This is a genomic window from Mycobacterium mantenii, from assembly GCF_010731775.1.
Taxonomy (GTDB): domain Bacteria; phylum Actinomycetota; class Actinomycetes; order Mycobacteriales; family Mycobacteriaceae; genus Mycobacterium; species Mycobacterium mantenii.
Genome location: NZ_AP022590.1, coordinates 3784577 through 3797778, shown reverse-complemented (window position 1 = coordinate 3797778; position 13202 = coordinate 3784577). Strand labels below are relative to the sequence as shown.

Annotated in this window: 12 protein-coding genes; 8 read left to right on the top strand and 4 right to left on the bottom strand. The window is 68.9% G+C overall.

Annotated elements, in window-relative coordinates:
• Positions 1 to 9 precede the first annotated feature (9 nt).
• From pta to G6N50_RS17160, 3 genes are all read left to right on the top strand, one after another.
• Positions 10 to 2094, top strand: a complete 2085-nt coding sequence (pta, locus tag G6N50_RS17170; protein ID WP_083099953.1) for a phosphate acetyltransferase — start codon at positions 10 to 12, stop codon at positions 2092 to 2094.
• The gene (locus tag G6N50_RS17165) at positions 2084 to 3244 is read left to right on the top strand and encodes an acetate kinase (protein ID WP_083099952.1); all 1161 of its coding nucleotides are present in this window, start codon (positions 2084 to 2086) and stop codon (positions 3242 to 3244) included. The genes pta and G6N50_RS17165 overlap by 11 nt, the downstream gene beginning before the upstream one ends.
• Positions 3245 to 3308: 64 nt before the next feature.
• Positions 3309 to 4163, top strand: coding sequence for an endonuclease domain-containing protein (locus G6N50_RS17160; RefSeq protein WP_083099950.1), 855 nt, complete (start codon positions 3309 to 3311; stop codon positions 4161 to 4163).
• Positions 4164 to 4249: 86 nt separating this feature from the next.
• On the opposite strand, the gene G6N50_RS17155 is transcribed toward G6N50_RS17160, so the two are convergent.
• Genes G6N50_RS17155 through glnX form a run of 3 tightly spaced genes read right to left on the bottom strand, consistent with a single transcriptional unit; the run spans position 4250 to position 8828 of the window.
• Positions 4250 to 6532: a serine/threonine-protein kinase PknG gene (locus G6N50_RS17155; RefSeq protein WP_083099948.1), complete on the bottom strand. Its 2283-nt coding sequence runs from the start codon at positions 6530 to 6532 to the stop codon at positions 4250 to 4252.
• A complete protein-coding gene (locus G6N50_RS17150) occupies positions 6532 to 7509 on the bottom strand; it encodes a glutamate ABC transporter substrate-binding protein (RefSeq protein ID WP_083099947.1) in 978 nt (325 codons plus the stop codon). The genes G6N50_RS17155 and G6N50_RS17150 overlap by 1 nt, the downstream gene beginning before the upstream one ends.
• Positions 7509 to 8828 carry a protein kinase G-activating protein GlnX gene (gene glnX / locus G6N50_RS17145; RefSeq protein ID WP_083099945.1) on the bottom strand — a complete coding sequence of 440 codons (1320 nt, stop codon included), beginning with the start codon at positions 8826 to 8828 and terminating at the stop codon, positions 7509 to 7511. Before glnX ends, G6N50_RS17150 begins: the two co-directional genes overlap by 1 nt.
• A gap of 139 nt (positions 8829 to 8967) precedes the next feature.
• Here glnX and G6N50_RS17140 point away from each other — a divergent pair, with 139 nt between their 5' ends.
• Positions 8968 to 9600 (top strand): NUDIX hydrolase, encoded by a 633-nt coding sequence (locus G6N50_RS17140; RefSeq protein ID WP_083099944.1) that lies wholly within the window; start codon positions 8968 to 8970, stop codon positions 9598 to 9600.
• Here G6N50_RS17140 and thiE read toward each other — a convergent pair.
• Complete coding sequence (gene thiE / locus G6N50_RS17135) at positions 9572 to 10243, bottom strand: thiamine phosphate synthase (RefSeq protein ID WP_083099942.1); 672 nt, start codon at positions 10241 to 10243, stop codon at positions 9572 to 9574. The genes G6N50_RS17140 and thiE overlap by 29 nt on opposite strands.
• A 174-nt stretch (positions 10244 to 10417) precedes the next feature.
• Here thiE and thiO point away from each other — a divergent pair, with 174 nt between their 5' ends.
• From thiO to G6N50_RS17115, 4 genes are read left to right on the top strand one after another with little or no spacing between them, the layout of a single operon-like run.
• On the top strand, positions 10418 to 11437 hold the full coding sequence (gene thiO / locus G6N50_RS17130) for a glycine oxidase ThiO (protein ID WP_083099958.1): 1020 nt from the start codon (positions 10418 to 10420) through the stop codon (positions 11435 to 11437).
• A gap of 52 nt (positions 11438 to 11489) precedes the next feature.
• On the top strand, positions 11490 to 11687 hold the full coding sequence (gene thiS, locus G6N50_RS17125; protein WP_083099941.1) for a sulfur carrier protein ThiS: 198 nt from the start codon (positions 11490 to 11492) through the stop codon (positions 11685 to 11687).
• Entirely contained in the window at positions 11680 to 12438 is a 759-nt protein-coding gene (gene thiG, locus G6N50_RS17120) for a thiazole synthase (protein ID WP_083099939.1), read from the top strand. The genes thiS and thiG overlap by 8 nt, the downstream gene beginning before the upstream one ends.
• Positions 12435 to 13202 carry an SGNH/GDSL hydrolase family protein gene (locus G6N50_RS17115; protein WP_083099937.1) on the top strand — a complete coding sequence of 256 codons (768 nt, stop codon included), beginning with the start codon at positions 12435 to 12437 and terminating at the stop codon, positions 13200 to 13202. The genes thiG and G6N50_RS17115 overlap by 4 nt, the downstream gene beginning before the upstream one ends.

Sequence of the window (13202 nt, the reverse complement as noted above, 5' to 3'; positions counted from 1 at the left end):
GGCGGACGAGTGGTCTCCGGTTCCGCGACAGCGATCTATATCGCCGCCCCCGAGCCGGAGACCGGCAAGTCGACGATCGCGCTCGGACTGTTGCACCGGCTGACCGCGACGGTCGCCAAAGTCGGTGTGTTCCGGCCGATTACCAGGCTGGGCGAGGACCGCGACTACATCCTGGACCTGCTCCTGGGGCATACCACGGCCGGGCTGTCCTACGAGCAGTGCGTCGGGGTGACCTATCACCAGCTGCACGCCGACGGCGACGCCGCCATGGCCGCCATCGTCGACGCCTATCACGCCGTGGCCGAGGCCTGCGACGTGGTGGTGATCGTCGGCAGCGATTACACCGACGTGACCCGGCCCGCGGAGCTTTCGGCCAACGCACGCATCGCGGTCAACCTCGGTGCGCCGCTGCTGCTCACGGTCAGCGGCAACGGCCGCACGGCCGCGGAGATCGCCGCCGTCGTCGAGGTCTGCCTGGCCGAGCTGGAGGCCCAGCACGCCCACACCGCGGCGGTGGTGGCCAACCGTTGCGAGCCGAGCCAGCTGACGGCGGTCGCCGAAGCGCTGCGCGCGTTCGCCCAGCGCAGCTACGTGCTGCCTGAGGAGCCGCTGCTGTCGGCGCCGACGGTGGCCGAATTGGAGACGGCTGTCGCCGGGACGCCGGTCGGCGGCGAGGAGTCGTTGCGCGAACGCGAGGTCACCGGCGTGCTGGTCGCCGGGATGACCGCCGACCATGTGCTGGAACGGCTGAGCGACGGCATGGCGGTGATCACCCCCGGTGACCGCTCGGACGTGGTGCTCGCCGTCACCAGTGCCCATGCCGCCGAAGGCTTTCCGTCGCTGTCGTGCATCGTGCTCAACGGGGACTTCGAGCTGCATCCATCCATCGCGGCGCTGGTCGCCGGCCTGCGGCTGCGTTTGCCCATCATCGCCACCGCGCTGGGCACCTACGACACGGCCAGCGCGGCCGCCGCGGCCCGGGGCCGGGTCACGGCGAGCTCGCAGCGCAAGATCGACACCGCGCTGGCGCTGATGGACAGGCACGTCGATATCACGGATCTGCTTGCGCAGCTTGCCATTCCGATCCCCACGGTTACCACGCCGCAGATGTTCATTCATCAGCTCACGCTGCAGGCGCGTTCGGACCGCAAGCGCATCGTCCTTCCCGAGGGTGACGACGACCGCATCCTCAAGTCCGCGGGCCGCGTGTTGCAGCGCCGCGTCGCCGACCTGACGATCCTCGGCGACGAAGCCCAAATTCGTCAGCGTGCGGGAGAACTCGGGGTGGACCTGGGCGACGCGAAGGTGATCGACCCGCGCACCAGCGAGTTGCGCCACCGATTCGTCGACCAGTACGCCGAATTGCGCAAGGCGAAAGGGGTCACCTTCGAGCAGGCCGGTGAGATCATGCGCGACGCCACATATTTCGGCACCATGCTGGTGTACAACGGCATGGTCGACGGCATGGTGTCGGGAGCCTCGCACACCACGGCGCATACCGTCCGGCCGGCTTTCGAAATCATCAAGACGGTCCCGGATGTCTCGACGGTGTCCAGCATTTTCTTGATGTGCCTGCCCGATCGGGTGCTGGCCTATGGCGACTGCGCGATCATCCCGAACCCGACCCCGGAGCAACTGGCCGACATCGCGATCTCCTCGGCGCGCACCGCCGCGCAGTTCGGCATCGAGCCACGGGTGGCGATGCTGTCGTACTCGACCGGCGACTCGGGCAGCGGGGCCGACGTCGAGAAGGTCAGGACGGCAACGGAATTGGTGCGGAAGCGGAACCCCGATCTGCCGGTCGAGGGGCCCATCCAGTACGACGCCGCGATCGAACCGTCGGTCGCGGCCACCAAACTGCGTTCCTCGCCGGTGGCGGGTCGCGCCACGGTGCTGATCTTTCCCGACCTCAATACGGGTAACAACACGTATAAGGCGGTGCAGCGCAGCGCCGGTGCGATCGCCATCGGCCCTGTCCTGCAGGGGCTGCGCAAGCCGGTCAACGACCTGTCCCGGGGCGCTTTGGTCGAAGACATCGTGAACACGGTTGCCATCACCGCGATCCAGGCGCAGGGTGGCGGTAATGGGAAGTAGCGGCGTGCGCCTGGTGTTGGTGATCAACTCCGGCTCGTCATCTCTGAAATATCAACTGGTCGACCCCGATTCGGGTGTCGCCCGGGCGACCGGCCTGGTGGAGCGGATCGGCGAGGAGTCGTCGTCGGTGCCCGACCACGACGCCGCGCTGCGCCGCGCGTTCGACACGCTGGCCGATGACGGTATCGACCTGAAGACGAGCGGCATCGTCGCCGTGGGCCATCGAGTAGTCCATGGTGGCAACACCTTTCATCAGCCCACGCTGCTGGACGACACGGTGATCGGCAGGCTCGACGAACTGTCGGAGCTGGCCCCGCTGCACAACCCGCCAGCGCTCAAGGGAATCGAGGTCGCGCGAAAACTACTGCCCGACATCGCCCACATCGCGGTGTTCGACACCGGATTCTTCCACGACCTGCCGCCCGCGGCGGCCACGTATGCCATCGACCGCGACCTGGCGCAGCGGTACCAGGTCCGCCGGTACGGGTTCCACGGCCCGTCGCATCGCTACGTCAGCGGGCAGGCCGCCGCCTTCCTGGATCGATCGGTCGGCGGCCTGAAACAGATTGTGCTGCACTTGGGTAACGGTTGCTCGGCCTCGGCGATCGCCGGCACCCGACCGCTGGACACCTCGATGGGCTTGACCCCGCTCGAGGGTTTGGTGATGGGCACCCGCAGCGGCGACATCGATCCCAGTATCGTCGGCTATCTGTCGCACGCGGCCAAGATGGCAGTCGAGGACGTCGAGTCCATGCTCAATCAGCGATCCGGCGTGCTGGGGCTGTCCGGTGAGCGCGACTTTCGCCGGTTGCGGTCGATGATCGAATCCGGCGACAAGTCAGCGCAACTGGCCTACAGCGTGTTCACGCATCGGCTGCGTAAGTACATCGGCGCCTACCTGGCGGTGCTCGGCCACACCGACGTCATCAGCTTCACCGCCGGGATCGGAGAGAACGACCCGGCGGTACGCCGCGACGCGGTCGCCGGCATGGAAGAACTGGGCATCATCCTCGATCAGCGCCGCAACCTCGGCGGCGGCAAGGGTGCCCGCCAAATCTCCGCCGACGATTCACCGATCGTCGTGCTGGTGATCCCGACGAACGAAGAGCTCGCCATCGCCCGCGACTGCGTGAGTCTGTTAGGCGGATAGAAAGCCGGCGGTGCTGTGGAGAGCCGTACACCCGATCGGCCGGTGACATGCGACTGTGCCCGGTATGGCAGTTCCGTTCATCGGCAGCGAGGCGCTCGCGTCCGGACGGCTGAGCCACCACCGGTTGCGGGTGGCCTACCGCGCGGTGTTCCCGAACGTCTACGTGCCGCGGCACGTGGAACCCTCCCTCGCGGTGCGCATCCGCGCGGCCTGGCTGTGGTCGGGGCGCAGGGCGGTCGTCGGGGGAGCGGCCGCGGCGGCGCTGCACGGTGCCGAGTGGATTCCCGACGGTGTCCCGGTCGAGTTGATACACAACAACACCCGTCCGCCGGATGGCGTGCTGATACGCCGGGACACGCTGTGCGCCGGTGAGACGCAGCTGTGCGACGGGCTGGCCGTGACCACACCGGAGCGAACCGCGTTCGACATCGGCCGGCGCGGGGCGGTCCACTCGGCCGTCGTGCGGCTCGACGCCCTCTCCCGCGCAACGGGTTTCAAGGCAGACGACGTCCTGCAGGTCGCCATGGCACACCCACGCTCGCCCGGGCTGCGGGGATTGGAGGCCGCACTCGAGCTGGTCGACCCGGGCGCACAGTCGCCGCGGGAAAGCTATCTGCGGCTGCTTCTCATCGACGCGGGTCTGTCCCGGCCGCAGACCCAGATCCCGGTGCTGGGTGCCGACGGCCTACCGGTCGCCTACCTGGACATGGGTTGGGAAGACCAGATGGTCGCCGTCGAATACGACGGCGACCACCATCGCACGGACAGAAGGCAATACGTCAAAGACATTCGGCGCGTCGAGATGCTCGAGCAGATGGGGTGGATCATCGTCCGGGTCGTCGCCGAGGACCGGCCCGCCGGCATCCTCCGCCGAGTGCGGGCGGCGCTAGCGAAGTCGACTGTGAAACCGCGGCTTTGAGTGTGAAACTACGGCTGGGTTTGTCGGCGTGTCGCCTTCCAGGATTCACACTGAACGGAAAGAGGGGCCCGACGAACCTGCGAAACCTAGAACGTGCTGGTGGGCCGAACCCGGTTCGCCATGTCCACCAGCGCGTAGCGGTGCCGCTGGGTGGGGGCGACGCGGGCCAGATTGCGCAGCGATGCCTCGACGCCCAGCCGCAGCCCGTGCTCGGTGAACGGGAACCCGAGGATGTGGTTGGTACTGGCCTTGTTGTCTTCCAACCAGTCCATCGCACAGCCCAGCACCAGCGCGCGGATCTGCAGGACGCGGGGTTCGGTGGGCGGCAACGCCTCCACCCGCCGGGCCGCGTCGCGGATGTCCTCCTCGGTGATCTCGCTCTTGGTGCGGCCGGACAACAGCGTCACGGCGCTGGTCAGTCGCGCGGTGGTGAAGTGCCTCGAGGTGGCAGGCACCTCGTCCAGCGTGCGCACCGCCGCGGCCCGATCCCCTTCCGCGGAAAGTGTTCTGGCCAATCCGAACGCGGCCGAGATCACCCCGTCATTGGTCTTCCACACCGTCTCGTAGAACTTGTGGTCGTCGACGTCGCCGGCCAGTTCGGCGGTGGCGGCCAGCGCCAGCTTGGGTGCCAGCTCGCCGGGGAACGTGTCCAGCACTTCGATGAAATGCGTTGTGGCCGAGTCGTAATCGCCGGTAAGCAGCTCGGCCACGGCCTTGTACCACACCAGCCGCCATTGCCAGCCGACCCGCTCGGCCAGGTCGTCGAGCTTGCGGGTGGCCTTGGCCACGTCGCCCAGATCGAGCAGCGCGCGGACCTCCATCAGCGGCAGTTCGGTCGACTCGGACACCTCGACGCCGTCGGCGTCCAGCGTGCCGTGCCGGGCCGCGCGCAACGAATCCAGCGTCTGCACCGGCTGGGACAACACCGTCGCCTGCAGAACCGGGGCCGCGACGTCGGCCGGATCCACCAGCGGCACTTGCAATGCGGTCACGATCTCGCGGGCGGTCAGCTTCTCGGAGTGGACCTGGCCGTCCAGGTACACGTCGGTGTGCGCGACCAGCAAGTCCACCCCGAACGTCGAACGGCTGGGGCTGAAGATGGTCGACAGGCCCGGCCGTGGCGTCCCGCTGTCGTGGGCGACCACCTCGCGCAGGACACCCAGCAGCTGGGCGGACAACTCCTCGGTGCTGGCGAACCGGCGCCGCGGGTCGGGGTCGGTGGCGCGGCGCAGCACCCGGCGGAAGGAGTCGTAGGTGGTCAACACCGGGTCGTGTTCGGGCAGGCCGTCGACGTAACGGCCGTTGCGGGTCTGCAGGTTGAGCGTGAGTGCGGCCAGCGTGCGGCCCACCGTGTAGATGTCGGTGGCGACCGTCGGGCCGGTCCGCACGATCTCCGGTGCCTGGAAACCCGGTGTGCCATAGAGGTATCCGAACGAATTGATTCGCGACACCGCGCCCAGGTCGATCAACTTGAGCTGCTCTTCGGTGAGCATGATGTTCTCGGGCTTGAGGTCGTTGTAGACCAGACCGATGGAGTGCAGATAGCTCAGCGCGGGCAGGATTTCCAGCAGGTAGGCCACGGCCTCGGCGACCGGAAGCTTCTCGCCCTTCCCGTGCTTGAGCGGCTGGCCACCGACGTACTCCATGACGATGAGTCCGATCGGATTCTGGTGCTGGTCCTTGTGTTCGACGAAGTTGAAGATCTGCACGATCTGCGGGTGGACCACCTCGGCCAGGAACTGTCGCTCGGCCATCGCGATCGCCTGCGCCTCCGCGTCGCCGGAGTGCACCAAACCCTTGAGCACCACCGGCCGGTCGTTGACGTTGTGGTCGACCGCCAGGTAGACCCAGCCCAGGCCGCCGTGCGCGATGCAGCCCTTGACCTCGTACTGGCCGGCGACGATATCGCCGGGATTGAGTTGCGGCAGAAATGAATACGGGCTGCCGCAGGCCGGGCACCACCCCTCCGACGTGCCCTTGGCTTTCTTGCTGGACCGCCCCACCGGTTTTCCGCAGTTCCAGCAGAAGCGCTTGGACTCCGGCACCACCGGGTTGGTCATCAGGGCCTCGACCGGATCGATGTCCCGTCCGCGGGGGATCTCGACCAGGCCACCGCCGAGCTGTCTGACCGCAGGCACCGAGCGCGTCGCCACCGTCATGCGGTCCTGCGGATCGGTTTCCAGCGCGCCCAGCGAGATGTGCGGAAAGTCGTCGTCGTCATCGTCGTCGAAGTCGGGACGGAACAGCGCCTGGGTGGCCTGCAGCCGTCCCGTCGCGGCGCCGCTTTGAACGTCGGCCGGCTGGGTGCCCGGCGCGACGTCCTCCGAGCCGGATTCCGGCTGCTCGGTGTGCTTGTCCGGCTCGGCCATCAGTCCAGATACCTCGGTGTGGGCGGGGCCGGCGCGGGACCCAGCACCGTCAACCACTTGCGGTACAACGTGTTCCACGTGCCGTCGCGGCGGATCCGCTCCAGGGTTCCGTTGACGAACCGCACCAGCCCGGTGTTGTTCAAGTTGACCCCGATGCCGTAGGGCTGGGTGGCCATGTTGGGGCCGACGATGTGCAGGTAGGGGTCCTCTTCGACCAGACCGGCCAGGATCGAATCATCCGTGCTGACCGCGTCGATCTCCCGCTGCTGCATCGCCACCAGGCAGTCGGCCCAGTTGACCACCGACACCACGACCGGTGGCGGATCGATCTGCTGGATCCGGTGCAGCGAGGTGGTGCCCTTGGCCACGCAGACGCGCTTGCCGGACAGGTCGGCGACCTTGACGATCGACGAGTCGCGCGGGGCCAGGATGCGCTGGTTGGCGTCCAGGTACACGGTCGAGAAGTTCACCAGCTTGCGCCGGTCGCAGGTGATGGTCATGGTCTTGACCACGACGTCGACCTCGGCGCGCTGCAGGGCGGTGACCCGCTCGTCCGACGACAGGATCCGGTACTCGACGTGCGACGGTGCCCCGAAGATGTCGCGCGCGATCTCGCCGGCAATGTCGACGTCGAAACCGGTGATCTCGCCGGTGATCGGGTCGCGGAAGCTGAACAGGTTGCTACCGATGTCGAGACCGACGATCAGCCGGCCACGCGCGCGGATGTCGGCGACCGCGGCGTCCGCCTCCGCCTTGGTGGCAAAGGGCCGCAGGCTGGCCGTCAGATTGCAGTTCTCATTGGGGCCGTCGGGCGGCAGCGGCGGCTGCGGCGGCAACTGCTCCATGCCGACCGGTGTCGGCGGCGGCAACGTCGGCACGCTGGCGACCTGCAGCGATTCCGTGTGTCCGCAGCCCGCCAGCACCACCGCCGCGGCGGCCACGGTGCACGCCCGGCGAAGCAGGGGCAGGCGGATCATTATCGATACTCTTTCAGCCTCGGCCACAGGCCCAGCGCCACCGCGATGGCGGCGCCGAGGCTGAGCACCACGCCACCCACCTGGGCGCCGGACAGTCCGCTGCGCGCGTTGATCACGTCGTTGCGCAGGTGGATGCGGCCCTGATCCATGGCCTTGACCAGCTCGTCTTCCAGCTTGTCGAACGCCGGGGTGGAATCTTCTTCGCTGCTGCCCAGCGCCACCTGGGTCGCGGCGCGGTAGTTACCCACCGAGATGTACGAGGTGATCCGGTCGTTGGCCTGCCGCCAGCGCAGCAGCAGCTGATCGGCGCCCTCCAGGTCCGGCTTGTCGACGGCATCGCTGCGGGACATGTATTGGTCGAGCTGGCGGTGCATGGAATCGATGCGCTGATAAAACGATTGCTTGCGTTTCTCTTCGTCCCCGCGGCGGATCAGCGACAGCGTCTCGTCGGCGCGCGCCTGCTGGGCGGTGATGGCGACGTTGGTGACGGTCTTGAGGGATTCGGCGGCAGTGTCCTTCGCGCTACGACTGGCCGCCGTAGAAATGGTCAGCGCAGTTCCAACCCAAACCACCATGACGAGGATAGCGAGTGCGCCCACCACCAGGCCTGGGTTGATTCGGCGCCGGGTGCGCCGCGCCAACCAGCGGTGGGAGAAGGCGCCGAAGACCACGGTGGCGCCGACCACCATGATGACCGGCGCCGGAATCTGCGTCGACGCGGTGGTTTCGGCGTCCACCCGCTCCGACGTCGCCTGATAGAGCCGCGCCGCGTCGGGCAGGATCGTCGACTGCATCAGCCCCGATGCCTCCGACAGGTACGACGACCCGACCGGGTTGCCCTCCCGGTTGTTGGTTCGGGCGATTTCGATCAGGCCGGTGTAGACGGCCAGCTCCGCGTTGATCCGGCCCAGCAGCTGCACCAAAGGTTCGTCGGTGAGGCCGCTCGAGGCCCGGGTCACGGCGACCGATGCGTCGGTGATGGCCTGCTCGTAGCGCTGGCGAACGGGCTGGGGCTCGGCCTCGGCGATGAACGCGGTGGCCGCCGCGGCGTCGGCCACCGACAGCGTGGTGTAGAGCCGCCCGGCGGCGAACGACAGCGGCTCCGTGTGGTTGAGCACCGTGGTAAGCACTTGCTGGCGGTGGTTGATGGTGGTCGAGGTGGCGAAGGCGCTGATCCCGCCGAGCGCGGCGAGCACGATGCCGATGGTCAGGATGCGGCCCGGCGTCGTCGAGATGAACCACCAGCGTGGATGAGCCGGTTCGGCCGGTGACCGCGATCCCTGCGGCTCGGTCGACGGATGCGCCAGCTCAACCGTCACGTCTTATCAGCCCTCATCTCTTGCCACTTCGTTTCGCTGCACGGACCTCTATAAGCGAAGTCTAAGAGCATGTTCGGATAGATGGGTGGAGGTGGACGCAATTGACGGCGCCCTAACCAAGTCTGCATATCCTGAATCAGTGCAGGGCGACGGTGACGGATGGGTGATCTCCGACAGCGGCGCCCATTACTGGGGCCGCTTCGGCGCGGCGGGTTTGCTGGTGCGGGCCCCGCAACTCGACGGCACGCCCGCGGTGCTGCTGCAGCATCGCGCCGTGTGGAGCCATCAGGGCGGGACCTGGGGGCTACCGGGCGGCGCCCGGGACAGCCACGAGACGCCGGAGGAGACGGCGGTCCGCGAAGCGAACGAGGAGGCCGGGCTGCTCAGCGAGCGGCTCAGCGTGCGCGCGACCGTGGTCACGGCCGAGGTCGCCGGGATCGCCGGCACGCGGTGGAGTTACACCACCGTCGTCGCCGACGCCGACGAGTTGCTGCACACCGTGCCCAACCGGGAGAGCGCCGAGATGCGCTGGGTCGCCGAAAACGAAGTGGCCGACCTGCCGCTGCATCCCGGATTCGCGGCCAGCTGGCAGCGGCTGCGCACCGCGCCGGCGCTGTTGCCGCTGGGCCACGGCGACGAACGACGGCAATACCTGCCGCGCACGATCGAGATCGAGGCCGGCGTCTTCGTCTGGTGTATGCCCGGTGACGCCGACCAGGAGCCTTCGCAGCTGACCCGCCGGATCAGCGAGCTGCTGCCAGCGCCGAACTGAGCCGCTGGGCCGCTGCCCGGGGGTCCGCGGCCGCGGTGATCGCCCGCACCACCACGATGCGCCGGGCACCGGCGCCGAGCACCTCGGGCAGCCGCCGCTCGTCGATGCCGCCGATCGCGAACCACGGCTTGTCGGTTCCGAGTTCAGCCGCCACCCGCACCAGCGGCAGGCCGGGCGCGGCGCGGTCCGGTTTGGTGGGCGTCGGCCAGCACGGGCCGACGCAGAAATAGTCCGCTGGGCTGAGCGCCGCTGCGGTCGCCTGGTCGGTGCTGTGAGTGGAGGTGCCGAGCAGCACGTCCGGCCCGACGATGTCGCGCGCGACGGCCAGCGGCAGGTCGCCCTGCCCGAGGTGCAGCAGGTCGGCGCCGGCGGCGCGGGCGATGTCGGCGCGGTCGTTGACGGCGAACAAGGCGCCGTGCCGGCGGGCCGCGTCGGCCAGGATCTGGCATGCCGCCAGCTCGTCGCGCGCCTCGAGCGGGCCGAACCGCTGCTCACCGGCCGATCCCTTGTCGCGCAGCTGGATGATGTCCACGCCGCCGGCCAGGGCGGCGTCGGCGAAGTCGGCCAGATCGCCGCGCTCACGGCGCGCGTCGGTGCACAGATACAGCCGCGCTGCGGCCAGGCGGACAAGACGTTGGTGCACACCGAGACGCTAGCGCGCTAGCGTGGAGCCGAAGAAACTACTAGACACGGGAGTCCTGGGTAGTCGCCTGACTGCGGGGCTGAGAGTGGGCACAGCCGGAGCCACCCGGACCTGCCCTTACCGTCACACCTGATCCGGATCATGCCGGCGAAGGGAGGCTTGCGAATGACCGGGATGCCCTCCGGGCCACCACTGGGGTCCCTGGCCGTCATCGGCGGCGGCGTCATCGGGCTCGCGGTGGCGCGTCGCGCCGCGCAGGCCGGGTGGTCGGTGCGGGTGCACCGAGCCGAACACCGGGGAGCGTCCTGGGTCGCCGGCGGCATGCTGGCACCGCACAGCGAGGGATGGCCCGGCGAGGAACACCTGTTGCGGCTGGGCTTGGAATCGCTGCGGATGTGGCGCGAGGGCGGGTTCCTGGACGGGTTGCCGCCCGAGGTGGTCACCGCGCGCGAGTCGCTGGTGGTGGCCGTCGACCATGCCGATGTCGCCGACCTGCGCACCGTCGCCGACTGGTTGTCCGCCCAGGGGCATCCGGTGGTGTGGGAGTCGACCGCGCGCGACGTCGAACCACTGCTGGCGCAGGGCATCCGGCACGGCTTTCGGGCGCCCACCGAACTGGCCGTGGACAACCGGGCCGTGCTGGACGCGCTGAGCGCGGAGTGCGAGCGCCTCGGGGTGCGCTGGGCGCCGCCGGCGCACGACCTGTCGCGCGTCGATGGCGACGCGGTGGTGATCGCCAACGGCATCGACGCACCCGCGTTGTGGCCGGGCCTACCGGTGCGCCCGGTGAAGGGCGAAGTGCTGCGACTGCGGTGGCGAAACGGTTGTATGCCGTTGCCGCAGCGCGTTGTTCGCGCCCGCGTACACGGGCGGCAGGTGTACCTGGTGCCGCGTGCGGACGGCGTGGTCGTCGGTGCCACCCAGTACGAACACGGGCGCGACACCGCCCCGGTCGTCTCGGGGGTGCGCGACCTGCTCGACGACGCGTGCGCGGTGCTGCCGGCGCTGGGTGAATACGAGCTGGCCGAGTGTGCCGCCGGGCTGCGCCCGATGACCCCCGACAATCTGCCGTTGGTGCATCGCCTGGACGCCCGAACGCTGGTCGCGGCCGGGCACGGCCGGTCCGGCTTCCTGTTGGCGCCCTGGACGGCCGAGCAGATCGTTTCCGAACTGGCCCCGGTGGGAGCACTTTGATGATCCGCGCTGCGACGATGCTTCAGCGAAGCGATGAGGAGGAGCGGCGCTAATGGTCGTCGTGGTCAACGAGCAAAAGGTCGATGTCGACGCGCACACCACGGTCGCCGCGCTGGTGGATTCCCTGGGTTTTCCGGACCGCGGCGTGGCAGTGGCCATGGACGACGCCGTGCTGCCGCGATCCCGTTGGGCCACCGAACTTTTCGAAGGTGCCCGGCTCGAGATAGTGACGGCGGTGCAAGGTGGCTGATACCAAACTGACCATCGGAGATCGCAGCTTCGCGTCGCGGCTCATCATGGGGACCGGGGGGGCGAGCAACCTCGCGGTGCTGGAAGAGGCGCTGGTGGCGTCGGGCACGGAACTGACCACCGTCGCGATACGCCGGGTCGACGCCGAGGGCGGCACCGGATTGCTCGATCTGCTCAACCGACTGGGCATCACGCCGCTGCCGAACACCGCGGGTTGCCGCGGGGCGGCCGAGGCGGTGCTCACCGCGCAGTTGGCCCGCGAGGCGCTGAACACCAACTGGATCAAGCTCGAGGTGATCGCCGACGAACGCACGCTGCTGCCCGACGCGGTCGAATTGGTGCGAGCCGCAGAGCTATTGGTCGACGACGGGTTCGTCGTGTTGCCCTACACCAACGATGACCCGGTGCTGGCCCGCCGGCTCGAGGACGCCGGATGCGCGGCGGTGATGCCGCTGGGTTCGCCCATCGGCACCGGCCTTGGCATCACCAATCCGCACAACATCGAGATGATCGTCGCCCGGGCAGGCGTTCCGGTGGTGCTCGACGCCGGCATCGGAACCGCCAGCGACGCCGCGCTGGCGATGGAATTGGGTTGCGACGCTGTGTTGTTGGCCACCGCGGTGACCAGGGCCGCCGATCCGGCAGCGATGGCCGCCGCGATGGCCGCCGCCGTGACCGCCGGGTATCTGGCCCGGCGCGCCGGGCGCATCCCGAAGCGGTTCTGGGCGCAGGCGTCGAGCCCGCAGCGATGAGTCGTTATGTCGCGCTGGGCAGTTCGATGGCTGCGGGCCCCGGCATCCGCCCCCGCGCCGCGGGGGCTCCGCGATGGTCGGGCCGATCCGCACGCAACTACGCGCATCTGATCGCGCAGCGTTACCACCATGACCTGGTCGACGTTACTTTCTCCGGGGCGACCACTGCGCACGTGCTCACCGAAATCCAACGCGGCGCACCTCCACAGATCGCCGCGCTGGACGGCACCGAGAGCCTGGTCACGGTCACCATCGGCGGCAACGACGTGGGCTACATTCCGCTGTTGGTGGCCGCCTCGCTGCCGCATCCACTGCGTCACCTGCCGCTGCTGGGGAATCGAATCTCCGAACTGCTGGATCGCGAGGCGCGGGATCGGGCCCTGGACGCGGTGTTCGAGTCGCTCTGCGCGGTCGGCCGTGCCCTGCGTCAACGATCCGGCCGGGCAAGGGTTTTCTTCGTCGACTACCTGACCATACTGCCGCCGGCGGGTGTGCCGGCCGCGCCGCTGTCGCCCGTCGATGCCGACCTGGGCCGGCACGTGGCCGCCACGCTGGAGGGGATGACGGCCGACGCCGCCGCGGCGACCGGTTGCGAAGTCATCCGCGCGGGTGCGGCCGGCCGCGAACACCACGCGTGGTCGGCAGAGCCGTGGACGACGCTGCCGGGCCGCTTCGGTGTCCCGGTGCCGGGACGGCCCGCTCCCTTACACCCGAACGCCGACGGGATGCGCGCGGTGGCGGATTTGATTGCCGCTCAGCTGTAA

Bases quoted from the DNA above. Each gene is read 5' to 3' on its own strand.
- G6N50_RS17150 (WP_083099947.1), bottom strand. From the start codon at position 7,509: ATGATCCGCCTGCCCCTGCTTCGCCGGGCGTGCACCGTGGCCGCCGCG.
- thiS (WP_083099941.1), top strand. From the start codon at position 11,490: ATGGTCGTCGTGGTCAACGAGCAAAAGGTCGATGTCGACGCGCACACC.
- G6N50_RS17165 (WP_083099952.1), top strand. From the start codon at position 2,084: ATGGGAAGTAGCGGCGTGCGCCTGGTGTTGGTGATCAACTCCGGCTCG.
- thiO (WP_083099958.1), top strand. From the start codon at position 10,418: ATGCCCTCCGGGCCACCACTGGGGTCCCTGGCCGTCATCGGCGGCGGC.
- G6N50_RS17115 (WP_083099937.1), top strand. From the start codon at position 12,435: ATGAGTCGTTATGTCGCGCTGGGCAGTTCGATGGCTGCGGGCCCCGGC.
- G6N50_RS17155 (WP_083099948.1), bottom strand. From the start codon at position 6,532: ATGGCCGAGCCGGACAAGCACACCGAGCAGCCGGAATCCGGCTCGGAG.
- G6N50_RS17160 (WP_083099950.1), top strand. From the start codon at position 3,309: ATGGCAGTTCCGTTCATCGGCAGCGAGGCGCTCGCGTCCGGACGGCTG.